Here is a 16,522-nt window from a genome sequence, read left to right on the forward strand (position 1 = left end):
GCGGGAAGGAACGAAGATGGCAAATCGGAGTTGGGCCGCGGAAGCGGGGTTGTTTTTTGCGATAAGCGTACTGTTCTTTGTGAGCATTACGGCTTTCGACCCGTTCGTGTCGTCGTATGCGGCGGAGCTGGGGGTCGGGCCGGCGCTCATCGGCAGCATGGTCGGCGTTACGGGGCTCGCCTCGATGTTCGCGCGGCTGCCGTTGGGCATTTTGTCGGGCATGCTGTCCAGACGAAAGCTTTTCATCCAGGCGGGCTTCGTGCTGACGATCGTCTGCTGGACCGCCGCCTTCCTGGCGCCGGGCGCCGGAACGCTGTTTCTCGGCAAGCTGAGCAACGGGCTGGCCGGCTCGACGTGGGTGATTTTTACGGTCATGTTCCCGTCCTTGTTTCCGGACCGGGACGGCGCGAAGGCGATGGCCTTCATTTCGGCGGCTTCGCCGCTCGGCTCGTTGGCCGGCTCGACGATCGGCGGGCTGGTCATTCACGCGTACGGCTATTCGGCCGGCTTCTCCGTGGCGGTACTGGCCGCCCTGCTGGCGTTGGCGCTGACGTTCTTCCTGAAGGAAGGACAGCCCCCGGCGCGGACCGGCGAGCCGACGTTCACCCGGCGCACGCTGACCTCCCAGCTGTCGGACAAGCGCCTGTGGGCCATCTCGCTGCTCGGGGCGCTGATCCAAATGACGATGTACGGCACGCGCGACACCTTTACGCCGCTCATGGCGCAGCAGCTCGGCGCGGGACCGATCGCCGTCAGCTGGCTGGCCAACACGCATCTGATGATGTTCGGCCTCTCGACGGCGCTGTGCCCCTGGCTGTACCGCCGTCTCGGTCTCGTCCGAACGGGGGTGCTCGGCTTTGCCGCGCAGGGGCTGGCCATTGTGCTGATGCCGGCCGCCGGCGGACTGCCCGCGCTGTTTGCGCTGCAGGCGGCGGCCGGCATCGCGTACGGGATGGCGTTCACGTTTCTCATGTCGATCGTGCTGGAGCGGACGCGGCCGCACGAGAAGACGACGCGCATGGGCTTCTTCCAAAGCCTGTACTCGCTCGGCATGTTCGTCGGGCCGCTGCTGCTCGGCCTGCTGGTCGACGGCGTTTCGGAGGCGGCGGGCTTCGCCGTCTGGGGGCGCTGTCCGCGATCGGCGCGGCGCTGGCCGGCGCGCTGTACCGGCGCGGCGCCGCGCCCGTTGCGATTAACGCCGAGGAACCGAGGATTTGAAGAGCCCGAAAGGGAAAAGGGAGAGAAATGCCGTGCGATTCGACATGACCATTAAATCGCTGCTGGACGGATACCGGACCAAGACGTTCTTGCCGGAAGAGATCGTCCGGGCGTATTTGGCGCGCATCAAGGCCGCGGACGCAAACCTTCGGTCGATCATTACCCTGACCGAGGAGACGGCGCGCTGTCAGGCCGGCATTGCGGGATGGCGGCTTGCCGCGGGCGAGGACCCCGGCTTGCTGCACGGCGTGCCGGTTACCTACAAGGACAATATCGATACCCGGGGAATCCGGACGACGAACGGCTCGCAAATCGACCGCGACCGGGTGCCCCGGCGCAATGCGGCCGTAGTGGACCGCGTCGGCGGAGCCGGGGCCGTAACCGTCGGCAAGGCGAATCTTTACGAGTACGCTTTCGGCATAACGTCCGACAATCCGTTTTACGGCGACGTGCGCAATCCGTGGGACGCGCGGTTTATGGCCGGGGGCTCCAGCAGCGGCTCGGCGGCTTCCGTCGCCGCCGGCTTCTGCCTCGGCTCGATCGGCACGGACACGGCGGGTTCGATCCGGGTGCCGTCCGCCTGCTGCGGCGTCGTCGGCCTCAAGCCGACGCGCGGGCTGGTGCCGACGGACGGGGTGACGACGCTGTCGTGGACGCTCGATCACGTCGGGCCGATCGCCCGCAACGTGGAGGACGTCGCGCTGCTGCTCGAGGCGGCGGCGGGCAAGCCGTACGCCTGGGCGTGCCGCGAGGACATCCGCGGCCTGCGAATCGGCGTCCCGCGCCAATTCGTGTCCCGGCGTATCGAGACCGACGTCGAGAAGCGCTTCGACGCGGCGCTGGCGGCGCTTGCCGAGCTCGGCGCGGTGCTGATCGACGTCGACCTTCCGCTGGCCGAGGAGGCGATTGCCGTCGCCACGGGCATCGCCACGCCCGAGGTCGGCTATGTGCACCGCGAGCGCATCGCGTCATCGCTGGCGCTGTACGGCGCCGGCGCCGCGGAAACGTTCGCGCGCAGCCGCGCCGCGACGGCGCACGACTACATGGACGCGATGCGGAAACGCGACGAAATGACGCGCGGCTTGGACGAGTTGTTCCGTCAGGTGGACGCCGTCGTCACGCCGACGATGCCGGCGGCGCCGACGCGGCTGGGACAGGGCCAAGTGCGGTTTCCCGACGGCTCGGTCGAGACGGTGGACGAGTGCATGATCCGGTTCACCTGTTTGTACGACATTACCGGCCATCCCGCGCTGTCGGTGCCGTGCGGGCTAACGGAGGACGGCCTGCCCGTCGGCCTGCAGATCGCCGCCGCGCACCATCGGGAGGACGCGGCGCTGCGCATCGCTTACGCGTATGAACGGGCGGCGCTGTCCGGGTTCTATGCCGAACGGGACGCGCGGATCGAACAAGGCGCCGGGGCCGAGGCTTGACGCCCGCGGCGCGTCAACGAAGTGCACCGATCCTGTCAATCGGGTTTCTATTGGACGTCCGGACGCTTTTTTTATAATGAAAGCGAACGCGAGCACGGCCCTGTCCGTTCGCGGCCAGGAAAGCGAACGGGCGCAATCAAACAAGAAAAGGTGGATTTTCATGGAAATCAAGAGCAACGGCAATCCGGAAGAAGGAAGCAAGCCGGCGAACGGCGCAACGGGCGCGCCGGCCGATAAGCCGAAAAGCGGCAAGAGCCCGGCCGAGCCTCAGGCCGCGCCGCAGGCGGCCGCATCCGCTCCGGCGGCAACGAAGCGGCGCGTTCAGCAAAGCAATCTTTTTTATGCGGATGCTGAAGAGGTCAACATGATCGACACGAACGACGATTTCGATTATCTGAACCTCCCCGGAAGCCTGCAGCGCAAGCAGAGCATGAGGGGCTTCGATCCCGAATACAACAACATCGTCGATTACATCGTCAAGATCACGCGGCAAATCTGGAAGGAAAAAGACATCGGCCTCATCTACGAAACGTACAGCCACAACGTTTCCGTCCACAAAGGGCTGCTTAACAGCCACGGCGTCAACGAGGTCGTGGCGGGCACGCTGCAGACGCTGCATGCGTTTCCGGACCGGAAAGGACTGGGCTGGAGCGTCATCTGGTCGGGCAACGACGAGGAAGGCTTCTTTACTTCGCATCGGGGCAAGTCGATGGGCACCAATATCGGCGACAGCCTGTACGGCCCCGCGACGAACAAGAAGGTCGTCTTCCGCACGACGGCCGACTGCATGATTCTGAACAACAAAATTTACGAAGAATGGCTTGTGATGGATACGTTCCATATGGTGCAGCAGCTCGGGCTCGATCCGGTCGAAGTGGCGAAAGGGCTGGCCAAGGGCACCCGGACGCTGACGGCGCCGCTTCATTTCGGCTTCCCCGAGACGGCCGAAATCGGTTTGCCGCCGAAAATCTACCGCCGGCAGTTCGAACACTTCGAGATCGGCGACTTCCTGCTGGAGATGATCAACCGGGTATGGGAGCGGCGCTCGTTCAATTTCGTGGACAAGTTCTACGATCCGAACGCGGTCGTTCACTACGTTTGCAACCGCGATCTGATCGGCATGGCGGAGATCAAAGGGATGTTCGTCAGCTTCTTCGCCTCGATTCCGAACGGCAAAACCCATATCGAGCGCATCACATGCAACCGGCGCGGCTCCGACGCCGACTGGGACGTTGCGATTCGCTGGCGCGTACAGGGCACGCACGAGGGCATGGGCTACTTCGGGCGGCCGAGCGGCAAGCCGATCGAAATTTTCGGCATCAACCATTACAAGATCAAGGCCGGCAAAATTATCGAAGAGTGGTTCCTGTTCGACGGCATCGAAGTGCTTCGGCAAATTTACATGGAAGCCGACGGCGGCGTCCAGAACGCCGCGGCAGCCGTCGCGGGCGGCGACGGCAGCTTCTCCGGCGTATCCTGAGCGGCGCGGGCAGCATCTCCGGCGTAAGGAGACGGCGCCGGCAGAGCTGCCTTCACCTATTGCGGTTGCTGCCGGACGGACGGATGGCGTCAGGCGCGGCGTTACGGCCGGGCCGTCCGAATCCAGACGGCCATTTCGCCCGGCTCGCGGTTCCCCCACAGGTAATACGGAACCGCCTTCAACCGTGCCGCCTTGACGCGGGGGCGGAGCGGCAGGTACGGCGCGCTGTCTTCCGGCCAGCCCGCGCCTTCGATCGCCGTCCCGTCGGCCTCGATGACGACGGCGCCGCCGAGCGGGCCGGCCTCGAACCGCTCCGCCAGGTTCGGTTCGGCGGCCAGCGCCAGCGACGCGAGCGGCGCGCCGTTGTCCGCTTCCTCCAGGCAATACACGAGCGGTCCGCGCTGGAAAGCGGCTTTGCCGGCATTCGCCCGCATGAGAGGGTGCGCGAAGAGCAGTTGCGTTTCCAGAGGAAGCTCCCAGCCGACGGCGTCCCCTTGCGACCATTCGCGCTCGACGAAGGCGTAGCCGCGCTCCGTCCGGTAGTCCGCCGGCTTTCCGTTCACGGTCAACGCGGGTCTCGCGCCGGCGCACCAGCCCGGCACGCGCAGCGCCAGCGCGAATTTCGCGGGAGCGTTCGATTCCGGCAACACTTCGAAGCTCACCTTACCCGACCAAGGCAGTTCCGAACTCATTTTCAGCTTGACGGGGCCCGCATCCAGCTCGAAGCGGGCTTCGCTTCCGATATACAAATGGGCGTATACCGTATTGCGCTTCCGGTCCGCCGTGTAGATGTACTCGTTAAGCGAGCTGAGCAGCCTAGCGACGTTGGGCGGACAGCAGGCGCAGCCGAACCAGCGCTGCCTGACCGGCTTGACGTGGCGCTTGCCGGGATTGCGAACGCTGGCGTCCGGCCACACCTCAAGCGGGTTCACGTAGAAAAAATGCTTCCCGTCCCTGGACATGCTGCCAAGGACATTGTTGTACAGCGCGCGTTCCATCGTATCGGCATATTCGCTCCGCGCTTCGAGCAGGAGCATCCGCCGCGCGAAGAAAACAAGCCCGATGGAGGCGCACGTTTCCGCGTACGCCGTATCGTTCGGCAGATCGTAATCGAATGAAAACGCCTCGCCGTGATGCGTGGAACCGATGCCCCCCGTCACGTACATTTGCTTCTCCGTCACGTTTTTCCACAGCTTCCCGCACGCTTCGCGCAGCCGTTCGTCGCCGGCGAGCCGGGCGAGATCCGCCATCGCCGCATACATATAGACCGCCCGCACGGCATGCCCGACCGCGACCGTCTGCTCGCGCACGGGCAGGTGGCTTTGGTTGTACTCCAGGTCGGGGGGAGAAGTCGTCCCTTGAACCCAATGGCTCGTTCGGCCCCGGCGCTCCCATTCCTCCGCGAAGTAGTTCCGAGCTTGGCCCCGTTCGTCGATAAAGTACCGGCTAAGCCGCAAATAACGATCTTCGCCCGTCGCTTCGTAAAGCTTGACCAGCGCAAGCTCGATCTCCTGGTGGCCGCAGTAGCCGCGAAGCTTGCCGGGCCCTATGCCGAACACCTCGTCGATATGATCGGTCAAGCGCCGAGCGATATCGAGCAGCTTGCGTTTGCCCGTTCCGCGATAGTAGGCGACGGCCGCTTCGATCAGATGCCCGGCGCAGTACAGCTCGTGCGCGTCGTGCAGGTTGGTCCACTTTTTGTCCGGCTCCTTGATCGTAAAATAGGTGTTCAGGTAACCGTTTTCAAGCTGGGCGGCGCCGATCAGGTCGATGGCGTCGTCGGCGATCCGCTCAAGCTCGGGATCCGGGCGGCTGGCGAGCGAGTAACCGACCGCCTCCAGCCATTTGGCGAGATCGCTGTCCTGGAACACCATGCCTCCGAATTCCCCTTCCTCCAGCCCGGCGGCAATGCGGAAATTCCGGATCGCGTAGCTCGGAGCCGCCCCTCGACCCGGTCGTTCAACGCTTCCCACTGATAAGGGATGACCGCCTGCCGAACCAGCTCCGTATACTCGTTCCAGAAACGATCCTGCACGCTGACTTTTTCGCTCATGGCTTACCTCCCGAAATATCAGAAATTGACTCTGTTCGAGATGGATTATATCCTTAAAAACAAGCGAAAAAAACAAACGGATTAAACCCGATTTTATATAATCTCACACAGACAGAAAGGGGACGCTCATGGAGCCGGAAACCTATGTCGTCCTGCGGGCGCCGCCTCTGCCTTATTATCTCGGGGCCGGCGTTTCGGCCTATGCCGAAGGGGAACAGCACCCCAATCGCAAAAATCTCGGCTTTTTCGATCTGCTCTGGGTCGTTCGAGGGGAGCTTCACATCGGGGAAAACGGGAGGGATTGGGCGCTCGGCGAAGGACAGACGCTGCTGCTGCTGCCCGACGGCGAGCATTACGCGGTCAAGCCGTGCGACCGGGAAACGGTATTTTATTGGGTGCATTTTTCGTATTCCGGGGAAAAGGAAGTGCGGCACGCGCCGCTTGACAGGTTCCAGCAGCCCTTCGAGCAGCCGTTCAGCAACCCGTATGAAATCCGGCTGCCCTATCGCGCCGGACCGGGGGGCGCGAGCGAGGGCCCGAAGCTGCTTCGGGAGCTGGTCCGGCTGCGCGACGGGAACCGGACAGCCGCGTTCTGGAAAGAGCAGGCGCTGCTGCTCGAGCTGCTGCGGCTGCTAGAAGAGGGCGAGCACGAAAGCCGGAGCACGCCGGCGATCCGGATCGCGGAGCAGGCGGAAGCCTACTTGAAGGCGAACTATCAGGCGGAGCTGACGAACGGGAAGCTGGCGGAGGCGCTGCATTTTCATCCGAATTATATCGTTCGCTGCATGAAGGAGCGATTCGATCGCACGCCGATGGACTATCTGCACGAATACCGGCTCGAGCAGGCGAAGCTGCTGCTGGTGACGACCGATTGGTCGATCGCGCAGATCGCCGAGCGGGTGGGCTTCCGCCACGTCCCGTATTTCTCCGCCTGCTTCAAGCGGCAGGCCGGGGTGTCGCCGCTGAAGTACCGGCGGCGCTACCGTTCGTAAGCGGCCTGCCGGATCACAAAGCCGGAGCCTTGCCGCCGTCGATGTTGACGGACGTTCCGGTCACGTAGGACGCGGCGTCGGAAACGAGAAACGCGATGACGCGCGCCGCTTCGACCGTCTCGCCGATGCGGCCGAGCGGAATGTCGTGCTTCGGATCGCGGGAAAACTGCTCCCAGCTTTGCTCCGGCGCCGTCTGTTTCCAGGATTTCTCGATCTGGTCGCTGCGAATCAGGCCGATGCAGACCGTGTTGACGCGGATCCCGTATTTGGCAAGATCCCGGCTCATCGCTTTGGTCAGCGCCATTCCGGCCGCCCGGCTGACGCTGGTCGGAAGCGAAGCGGCGCCCGGCGTTTTGGCGAACGAAGCCGTCACGTTGACGATCGCGCCCCCGTTCTCCTTCAGATAGGGAAGCGCGGCGCGGCTGAAGCGGATCGCCCCGAACAGCTTCAAATCCAGATCCTGCTCCCAAGCGGACAGCTCGACGACGTCGAACGCCGCCGCCGCGGACGTGCCCGCGTTGTTGACGACGATGTCCAGACGCCCGAACCGCGCGATCGCCTCGTTCACGACCCGCCGCACGTCTTCGTCGGACGTGACGTCGCCGGCAACGGCAAGAGCGTCGGCGCCCGTTTCCTTTTTAATCTTTTCGGCGGCGCCGCGCAGCGCGTCTTCGCCGCGGGCGACGACGACGACGTTCGCGCCCTCCTCCGCCAGCACGATGGCGGTCTGCAAGCCGATTCCTTTGCTTCCTCCCGTGATCAAAGCCGTTTTGCCCTTGACGCCCAAGTCCATTGCCGATTCCTCCAATAACAAGATTTAGACTCGCGATAAATCCGTTGCCGATAGAAAGCGTATGTAGGCTGAGTTACTCTAATTTTCATTATAGCCTATTCGAATTTTGGAAAAATGGACGATTCCATATAAAATAGGGACAGGCTTTATATTCGGGAGGTGCGTTCGTGCTTTTTTATGCGACATTCCTTATTTCCGTTGCCGTCGACCAATTGACCAAGCTGTGGGTCCGCCAAAATATGCGGGTCGGCGAAACGCTGGACGTTTGGCCGGGCGTGCTTCGCTTTTCCCACTACGAAAACACCGGCGCGATGGGCAGCTCGTTTCAGGGCTACGGCCGCTGGTTCGTGCCGATCGCCGTCGCCATTCTTCTCTTCGTTTTATACAACCGGCACAAAGGACGTTTGAAAGAAAAGTGGATGGAGCTCGGCACCGGCCTTTTCGTCGGGGGAGCGATCGGGAACGCCATCGACCGGACGCTGTTCGGCAAGGTCACCGATTTTATCCAGTGGTGGTCCGGACGCAGCATTATGAATTTGGCGGATCTTATGTTGAATATCGGCGTCGTGATCATCCTGATCCATATGCTGCTGCCCAAGAAAACAAAAGCGGCGGCATAAAGCGAAAAAAGGCTGTTCCCCCGGCAACCCGGTGCCGGGCGGAACAGCCTTCTTTATGCTTCCGGAACCTTATACTTTGAACCGCAACACGTTCCAGGACGCCTTCGGCAGCCGGGCGGCGAAGACGAGGCCTTCCGCGGCGACGCTGCCGGTGCCGCTGACCGGCTTCACGCGGTCCGGATCGTCCGCGGTGTTGACGGCCTTCAGATCGTCGCTCGTCAGCTCGATATGCTCGATCAGGGAAGCTGCGCCGAAGCTGCGGAGGTCGATGTCCACTCCGAGCGGGTCGGACAAGTGACGGTTCACCGCGAAGACGGTCAATTCGCCCGCCTCTTCGTTATGAACCGCGACCGCTTCGATATGCGGGACGTCCGTATACGACTTGGAATCGTACCTGGAAGACTGCACGAGCGGCACGAGCGCGGTGCCGCGGCCGAACACGCTTGCGTGCATGTACGGATAGTAAATCGTCTGCTTCCAGGCGCGACCGCCGTTTTCCGTCATGATCGGGGCGATGACGTTGACCAGTTGGGCCATGCACGCCATTTTGACGCGGTCGGCGCGCTTCAGCAGGCTGATCAGCATGCAGCCGACGACAAGCGCGTCCTCGAAGTTGTAGACGTCCTCCAGCTGGGGCGGGGCGATTTGCCACGGCTCGATTTTTTTGTCGGCGTCGTTGGAATGGAACCAGACGTTCCACTCGTCGAACGAAAGGTACATCTCCTTTTTGCTGCGCTTTTTGGCTTTCACATAGTCGGCCGTCGCGACGACCGTTTTGATGAATTCGTCCATGTCCATCGAGGAAGCGAGGAACGAAGCGCTGTCGCCGTCGCGGTTGCCGTAATAGCGATGCAGCGAAATGTATTCGACATGATCGTAAGTGTGGTCGAGCACGGTCGCTTCCCATTCGGGGTAGGTGGGCATTTCCGTGCTGGAGCTGCCGCAGACGACGAGCTCGATGCTCGGGTCGACCCATTTCATCACTTTGGCGCTTTCCAGGGCGATGCGGCCGTACTCGGTTGCCGTCTTGTGGCCGATTTGCCAAGGGCCGTCCATCTCGTTGCCCAGGCACCACGTTTTGATGCCGTGCGGGTCGCGGTAGCCGTGCCGGATGCGCAGATCGCTTAAATACGTGCCGGACGGATGGTTCGCGTACTCGACGAGCTCGCGGGCTTCGTTCGGACCGCGGGTGCCGAGGTTGATCGCCATCATCGCCTCGGTGCCCGCCTTGCGGCACCAGTCCATGAACTCGTTCAGGCCGAACGTATTCGGTTCGATCGTGCGCCAGGCGAGCTCCAGCCTTCTTTTTCGCTGTTCGGCAGGTCCTACTCCGTCCTCCCAGTTATACCCCGATACGAAATTGCCGCCGGGATAGCGGACGATCGGAACCTGAAGCGTTTTCACCAATTCCAGCACATCGGCGCGAAAGCCCTGCTCGTCCGCGGAAGGGTGGCCGGGCTCGTAAATGCCCCCGTATACCGCCCGTCCCAAATGCTCGATAAACGAACCGTAAAGACGCGGGTCGACGTCGCCGATCCGGAAATCCTTTTCGATTTTGATTTTTGCCGCGCTTGACATCAGATCACCTCAATGAAATAATAAAAATATTAATTCAATTAAATAGTATTAATAAATATATTAAACATTAGCTTCGAACGAAATGCAATGGATTTTTCAATGGGAAGGATGAGACGAATGATTCGCGCCGATACCGACCTGAAGTGGCTGCCCGTATACGAGGCGCTGGCGAGCGGCGTCCGGCTGAAAATTCTGGAGCTTCTCGCCGAACGGCCGATGAACCTGAAGGACCTGGCGGCCGCTCTGGAATTAAGCGGACCGATGATGACGGCGCACATCCGGAAGCTGGAGCAGGGAGGCCTCGTTCAAACCCGAATGGTTCGCAAAGACGGAGGCACGCACAAGATGTGCTCGCTCGCCGCGAGCGGGGTCGAGATCGCGTTTCCGAGCCGGGAACGGGAGCTGCGCTCCGTTCAGGAGGTATCGGTGCCGATCGGCCATTTTACCCGGTACGAAGTGTTTCCCACGTGCGGGCTTGCGACGAAGGACAAGCTGATCGGCCAGTTTGACGACGCGCGTTATTTTCTCGAGCCGGAGCGGGTAAACGCCCAGATTTTATGGTTCGGGCGGGGGTACGTGGAATATCAGATTCCGAATTACTTGCTTGCGGGGCAGGAAGCCGAGGAGATCGAAATTTCGCTTGAAATCGGGTCGGAGGCGCCGGGGGTCAATCGCCATTGGCCCTCCGACATCCATTTTTACTTGAACGGCGCGCTGCTCGGCATATGGACGAGTCCGGGAGACAGCGGGGACGGGAGGGGGAAGCTGACCCCGGCATGGTGGCAGGATGCGATCAATCAATACGGATGGTTGAAAATGATCCGGGTGCGCAAAGACGGAACGTACGTAGACGGGCAGCGGGTGTCCGATACGACGCTTGCGGACATTCCCGCCGCCCGCAATCACTGGACGCTTCGCCTGGCCGTGCCGGAAGACGCCGAACATGTCGGCGGCCTGACGCTGTACGGGGAGTCGTTCGGGAACTACGCCCAGGATATTTTGTTTCGGGTATATACGTAGCAGGAGGACGGATTTTGGTCTGGAGCGTCACATCCGCGTACACGAGAAGTCCCCCCGCTTTCGTTTTTTCTTCCATCATAGCGCATCGGGCGCTTTTTTTGTCGAATAATCGGAAAATGCTCGCCGGCGCTTTTTCCCCGAGGATCGACGGATGCCCGAAAGACGAACACTTATGCTATAATGGATCGCATTGCTCCCGAAGGAGCCGCGGTTCGAAAACTCCCGCGTTATCAAAACTAGGAGGGATTTATTTGTTTAATTTTTTATGGGGCGTATTATTCGTCCTCGTCAATTTCGGCCTGTTCCTGGCCTGCTACCGGCTGTTCGGCCGCAACGGGCTGTACGTCTGGATCGGCGCGGCGACGGTGCTGGCGAACATTCAGGTCGTCAAAACGATCGAAGTGCTGGGCATCGTGGCGACGCTCGGCAATACGATTTACGCCACGATTTATTTGACGACCGACTTGCTGAACGAAAAATACGGCGCCAAAGAGGCGAACAAAGCGGTCTGGTTCGGTTTTTTTACGCTGCTCATGTCGATGATCATGATGCAGATGGTGCTCGTGTTCACGCCGCAGGAGACGGATATTTCGCAGGAGTCGCTGGAAACGATTTTCGGCTTGATGCCCCGCATCGCCCTGGGCAGCTTGACGGCCTATTTCGTCAGCCAGTTCATGGACGTTCGGCTGTTCAGCAAGCTGAAAGATGCGTTCCCGGGACGCAATCAGCTGTGGATTCGGAACAACGGCAGCTCGCTGCTCAGCCAGCTGGTCGACACGCTTATTTTTACTTCGATCGCCTTTGCCGGCGTTTATCCGTGGGACGTCTGGTGGCAAATCGCGCTCAGCACGTATTTGCTGAAATTTATCGTCTCCGCCGCCTCGACGCCGGTCATTTATATCGCAAGGAATTTCAGGTTTAAAGACGAGGCGTCAAGCGCCGGGCAGTGACGCGAACAAGCAAGAGCGGGCCAGCGAAGCCTTGCCGATAAGCCGACGGGTTCGATGCAGCCGGCGCAGCGGGCCCGTTTTGTCGTTTTTCGGCTTCGCGGCCGATTCCGGACGATATTGTCCGCACCCCGGCGGAACCGAAGCGTCGGCGAGAAGCGTTTTTTCCGAAATGTGTTGACATTCGCCAGGTCCGCTTCTAAACTTTGTTTGTCGTAAACCGGAAGCGCGCTGTTTTGCGGGCGCGCTTGACGAACTTGTTTCGACCGCATGGGAGGAATTCGCTTTGGCTTCATCCGCAACCGCCAGACCGGCCGCCGCCTCGACGGCTGCCGCGCTGCCCGTATTGCTGGCGATCAGTCTCGTTCATATGATGAACGATTCGATGCAAGCGGTCGTTCCGGCGCTGTACACGGTGCTGGAAGATTCGCTCAGCCTGTCCTACGCCCAGGTAGGGTGGGTTACGTTCGTTCTGAACATGACGTCATCCGTTATGCAGCCGCTCGTCGGCGCCTACACCGACCGCCGTTCGTCCGCGCATATGCTGATCGGCGGCGTCGCGCTCAGCTTGCTCGGGATTATCGGGCTTGCGTTCGCCCCGTCGTTCTGGGCCGTTTTGCTCGCGGTTTTGTTCATCGGCCTCGGTTCGGCCATTTTTCACCCCGAAGGTTCGAGAGTCGTTTACTTTGCGGCCGGCGGCCGGCGCGGCTTCGCGCAGTCCGTCTACCAGGTCGGCGGAAACGCGGGCAGCTCGCTCGCGCCGCTGATGACCGTCTTCGTGTTCGTCCCGCTCGGGCAGATCGGCGCCGCATGGGGCTCGGCGTTCGCGGTCGTCGCTTTTGCCGCGGTGCTGGCGATCATCCCCTGGTACCGCAACCGGCTCCGGCAGTTCAACGCCGAGAAAACGGCCGCCCGTTCGGCCAAAGGGAAGACGGGAACCGGAGCGCTGCAAAGTCATCCGCGGGCCGCGTTCGCCATGAGCCTTCTCGTCTTCATCGTGTTTGCCAGATCGTGGTATCATTCCGGAATCGGCAGCTATTATCAATTTTTCCTGATCGAAGACTACGGATTATCGGCCAAACAGGCGCAAATTCCGCTGTTTCTATTCCTGGCCTTCGGGGTGGCCGGCACGTTTATGGGCGGGGTGCTCGCCGACAAGATCGGGCTGAAAAAGATGATCGTGCTCTCAATCGCGGGAGCGATCCCGTTTTCGCTGCTGCTGCCGTATTTGCCCTTGTCCTTGGTATATCCGGTCATCTCGATCCTCGGGTTTATTTTGCTGTCGGGCTTCTCGGTCGCGGTCGTGTACGCCCAGCATTTGATGCCGGCGAAAGTCGGGATGGCTTCGGGCCTGACGACGGGGCTCGCCTTCGGCATGGGGGCGATCGGCGCCGTCGTTCTCGGCAAGGCCGCGGATGTGTTCGGCATGACTTCCGTCATGCAGACGGTCGCCTTTTTGCCGGTGGTCGGGCTGCTCGCGCTGCTGCTGCCGAGCGATCGCCCCAAATCGGCGTAACGGGACGTTCCCGGACGTAAAGGGCATTCCGAAGCGCGGACGATGCATGGAGACAGGAAGCGCATTCATAGGCTATACTGATAGAGACGGAATCCGACACGACAGGGATGGGGGATCGCATGAAAAACGAGAAGTGCGGAGGAGCGGCCACGCCGAGATGGTTCGGTTACGCGCTGCAGTCTCTGGTTTATTTGAGCCATCATGCCTGCAACCAATCCCGATGTCCGAGCGGGGAAATCGCCCTGAAAATTTGCACCGAAGCGACGTTGACGCGCCGCATCCTGGCGCTGCTCGCCAAAGCCGACATCGTGGAGGCCCGCGAAGGCCGCGACGGCGGGTATGCGTTGCGGAAATCCCCGGACACGATCACGCTGGCGGAAGTTTACCGCGCCCTTCATATTGTCGATCCGCTGTTCTCGGGCATGATGGACACGGCGAACGACGGCGCCATCGGAACGGAAGTGAAGCCTGTTTTTATGGAAGTCGTCCGGGAATCGGAAAAGAGGCTCATGGACGTACTCGAGAGAAGAACGATCGCCGATCTGATCCGGGACGTGTACGGGCTTCAAGCTTGAAACCAGATTAATCGGAGGAATGATCGATGCTGTACGGAATATCTCCGCTCATCTCGCCCGAACTGCTTAAAGTGCTGATGGAAATGGGCCATGGCGACGAAATCGTCATCGGGGACGGGAATTTTCCCGCCGCGAGCCATGCGCAAAGATTGATCCGCTGCGACGGCCACGGCATCCCCGAGCTGCTGGACGCGATCCTGCGATTGTTCCCGCTCGACCCTTACGTGGAAAAGCCGGTCGCGCTCATGCAGGTCGTACCCGGCGATACGGTCGAAACGCCGATCTGGAACGAATACCTGGCGGTCATCCGGGAAAGGGCGGGACTCGAAGCGCCGTTCGAAGAAGTCGAGCGATTCGCTTTTTACGAAAGGGCGAAAAAGGCGTACGCGGTCGTCGCGACGGGCGAAAGCGCGCTGTACGCGAATGTCATTTTGAAAAAAGGCGTCGTCAAGCCGTAACCCGGGCTGCATTCGGGGCGGCGGCACATGGTTTGCGCTTATAAGGGACCCGGAGGACGGCATGCGTTCTCCAGGTCCCTTTTTAGCCTGTCGGAAAGTTTAAGTTCGTTTCTTCGCGTTACGAAAGAGTTTTTGCAGAAGCGCTTAGGGGACGTCGGAGGCGGGGAGGCTGGGACATTTAAGAGGAGGAAGACCTCTAGGAGAAGGAAGACCTATGTTGGATTTTGTCCAATTGAGAGAGAGGAAAATGCGGAAACCGTTAGCTAGAGTGGATTTTATCCAACGAGGAGCTTGGAATTCGGGCAAAAACGCCGAAAAAGCTTCGCCAGGTTGGACAAAATCCAACGAAGCTGCAAAGTTTCGCGAAAAAGCCGATTTTGGTTGGACGAAATCCAATCAAGCTTCCCTGACCTTGCGCACATCCCGCTCAAGGCCGCACGTGGTTTACCTGCCGCCGCCGCGCGCTGGGGGCTGCGCGCGACGCGAAAAATTCCAAATGCCGAACCGGCGCCCCTGGCTGCCGTTAGCCCTCTATACGCCTCGGCCCAGGCGATCGCCGCGGGCGGGCTATGGCCTGGGGGCGCCGAAAATCCTCCAGCCCCTTACGCCGATTTCAACCGGTCGAAAAACGCGGAAATGGCCATCTCGGCCGCGCCCATGACGGCGGAACGGTCGCCGAGCTCGGCATACAAAAGGTTGACGTTGTGCAGGTGGAAGCCGAGCGCCCGCTCCTCCACCGTCCGCCGCACGGCTTCCTCCAGCCACGGCCGGGCCCGGCTCATCCGGTTGCCGATGACGACGGCGTTCGGATTGAATACGTTGACGATGTTGGCGATGCCGATGCCGATGTACTCGCCGATGCGGGCGAACAAAGCCCGCGTTTCGGCATCTCCGGCTTCCGCCGCCGCAAGCGCCGAGTCCAAATCGGCGCGGCCTTTGCCGCTTTCGGCTTCCCGGAGGGCCAGCTCCGAAGCGTACAGCTCCCAGCAGCCGCGGTTGCCGCACCGGCAAAGCTTGCCGCCGGCCTCGATCGTCATATGGCCGAGCTCGCCGGAAAAGCCGGACGCCCCCTTGTACAGGCTGCGGCGCAAAATGAGCCCCGTGCCGATCCCGATGCCCACGCTAATATAAACGATGTTGGAAACGCCTCGTCCGCTTCCGAATTTTTGCTCGCCGAGCGCCCCCGCATTGGCTTCGTTGTCGATCATGACGGGCAGGTTGAACGTGCGGCTCAGCGCTTCGCGCAGCGGGACGTCCCGCCAGTCCATGTTCGGAGCGAACAGCACCGAGCCTTGCCGATCGACAAGTCCCGGGACGCCGACGCCGATGCCGACGATCCCGAACGGGCTGGTCGGCGCCTCGTCCATCAATTGCTGAATGAACGGGCGCAGCTCCCCGAACACGCGGTCGGGGTCGAACGAGGGGAGCGGCGCTCTCCGCTCCAGCACGACGTTGCCGCGCAGGTCGGTCAATACGCCTCGCACGTCGTCCACGCCAAGATCGATGCCGATCGCATAGCCCGCCGTCGCCACGAATTCCAGCATGACCGGCTTGCGGCCCCCGCTGGACGCGCCCGTGCCGGTCTCGACGACCAGCTTGCTGTCGATCAAATCCTGAACGAGACTCGAGACGGTCGCTTTGTTCAGTCCGGTCGTTTCGGAAATTCTGGCTCTCGAAAGCGGGGCGTCGCGCAAAATCGCCTCCAGCACGATCGCCGTATTCAAACGCTTGATCATCGCCTGATCGCCTGTTGTCACGCTCATGGTCCTTCAAAAGCTCCTTAGCTGCCGAATTCATAAGAATGCCTCCATCATACCACAATAACGAGGGCCTGCAACTTAG

The 16,522-nt window shown here is 61.2% G+C and carries 13 protein-coding genes and 1 pseudogene; 10 read left to right on the forward strand and 4 right to left on the reverse strand.

All coding sequences use genetic code 11. From position 1 onward, the window contains the following. Positions 1-16 precede the first annotated feature (16 nt). From JW799_RS12315 to JW799_RS12325, 3 genes are all read left to right on the forward strand, one after another. On the forward strand, positions 17-1,273 hold the full coding sequence (locus JW799_RS12315) for an MFS transporter (RefSeq protein ID WP_205430020.1): 1,257 nt from the start codon (positions 17-19) through the stop codon (positions 1,271-1,273). Next, positions 1,251-2,648: an amidase gene (locus JW799_RS12320; protein WP_139787108.1), complete on the forward strand. Its 1,398-nt coding sequence runs from the start codon at positions 1,251-1,253 to the stop codon at positions 2,646-2,648. The genes JW799_RS12315 and JW799_RS12320 overlap by 23 nt, the downstream gene beginning before the upstream one ends. A gap of 160 nt (positions 2,649-2,808) precedes the next feature. After that, entirely contained in the window at positions 2,809-4,128 is a 1,320-nt protein-coding gene (locus tag JW799_RS12325; RefSeq protein ID WP_080833787.1) for an ester cyclase, read from the forward strand. A gap of 101 nt (positions 4,129-4,229) precedes the next feature. On the opposite strand, the pseudogene JW799_RS12330 reads toward JW799_RS12325, so the two are convergent. After that, positions 4,230-6,181, reverse strand: a pseudogene (locus tag JW799_RS12330) (glycoside hydrolase family 127 protein). A gap of 128 nt (positions 6,182-6,309) precedes the next feature. On the opposite strand from JW799_RS12330, the gene JW799_RS12335 reads away from it, so the two are divergent. After that, positions 6,310-7,173 carry a helix-turn-helix transcriptional regulator gene (locus tag JW799_RS12335; protein ID WP_205430022.1) on the forward strand — a complete coding sequence of 288 codons (864 nt, stop codon included), beginning with the start codon at positions 6,310-6,312 and terminating at the stop codon, positions 7,171-7,173. A gap of 13 nt (positions 7,174-7,186) precedes the next feature. On the opposite strand, the gene JW799_RS12340 is transcribed toward JW799_RS12335, so the two are convergent. After that, entirely contained in the window at positions 7,187-7,966 is a 780-nt protein-coding gene (locus JW799_RS12340; protein WP_205430024.1) for an SDR family NAD(P)-dependent oxidoreductase, read from the reverse strand. A gap of 167 nt (positions 7,967-8,133) precedes the next feature. Between JW799_RS12340 and lspA the strand changes: the two genes are divergently transcribed. Continuing rightward, complete coding sequence (lspA, locus tag JW799_RS12345) at positions 8,134-8,586, forward strand: signal peptidase II (protein WP_205430026.1); 453 nt, start codon at positions 8,134-8,136, stop codon at positions 8,584-8,586. Between the two features lie 69 nt (positions 8,587-8,655). Here the strand turns inward: lspA and arfA are convergent, their stop codons facing one another. Beyond that, entirely contained in the window at positions 8,656-10,164 is a 1,509-nt protein-coding gene (gene arfA / locus JW799_RS12350; protein WP_205430028.1) for an arabinosylfuranosidase ArfA, read from the reverse strand. Between the two features lie 117 nt (positions 10,165-10,281). Here arfA and JW799_RS12355 point away from each other — a divergent pair, with 117 nt between their 5' ends. The 5 genes from JW799_RS12355 (at position 10,282) to fucU (ending at position 14,680) form a co-directional block, all read left to right on the forward strand. Next, positions 10,282-11,184, forward strand: a complete 903-nt coding sequence (locus JW799_RS12355; RefSeq protein WP_080832960.1) for an ArsR/SmtB family transcription factor — start codon at positions 10,282-10,284, stop codon at positions 11,182-11,184. Between the two features lie 251 nt (positions 11,185-11,435). Further along, positions 11,436-12,134: a queuosine precursor transporter gene (locus JW799_RS12360; protein WP_205430029.1), complete on the forward strand. Its 699-nt coding sequence runs from the start codon at positions 11,436-11,438 to the stop codon at positions 12,132-12,134. Between the two features lie 283 nt (positions 12,135-12,417). After that, complete coding sequence (locus JW799_RS12365; protein ID WP_240353247.1) at positions 12,418-13,647, forward strand: MFS transporter; 1,230 nt, start codon at positions 12,418-12,420, stop codon at positions 13,645-13,647. 119 nt (positions 13,648-13,766) lie between these two features. Beyond that, entirely contained in the window at positions 13,767-14,222 is a 456-nt protein-coding gene (locus JW799_RS12370) for an RrF2 family transcriptional regulator (protein ID WP_205430030.1), read from the forward strand. Between the two features lie 26 nt (positions 14,223-14,248). Next, a complete protein-coding gene (gene fucU, locus JW799_RS12375) occupies positions 14,249-14,680 on the forward strand; it encodes an L-fucose mutarotase (RefSeq protein ID WP_205430031.1) in 432 nt (143 codons plus the stop codon). 602 nt (positions 14,681-15,282) lie between these two features. Here the strand turns inward: fucU and JW799_RS12380 are convergent. Beyond that, complete coding sequence (locus JW799_RS12380; protein ID WP_080832952.1) at positions 15,283-16,443, reverse strand: ROK family transcriptional regulator; 1,161 nt, start codon at positions 16,441-16,443, stop codon at positions 15,283-15,285. Positions 16,444-16,522: the final 79 nt, after the last annotated feature.

It is taken from the genome of Cohnella algarum (assembly GCF_016937515.1).
Lineage (GTDB): Bacteria > Bacillota > Bacilli > Paenibacillales > Paenibacillaceae > Cohnella > Cohnella algarum.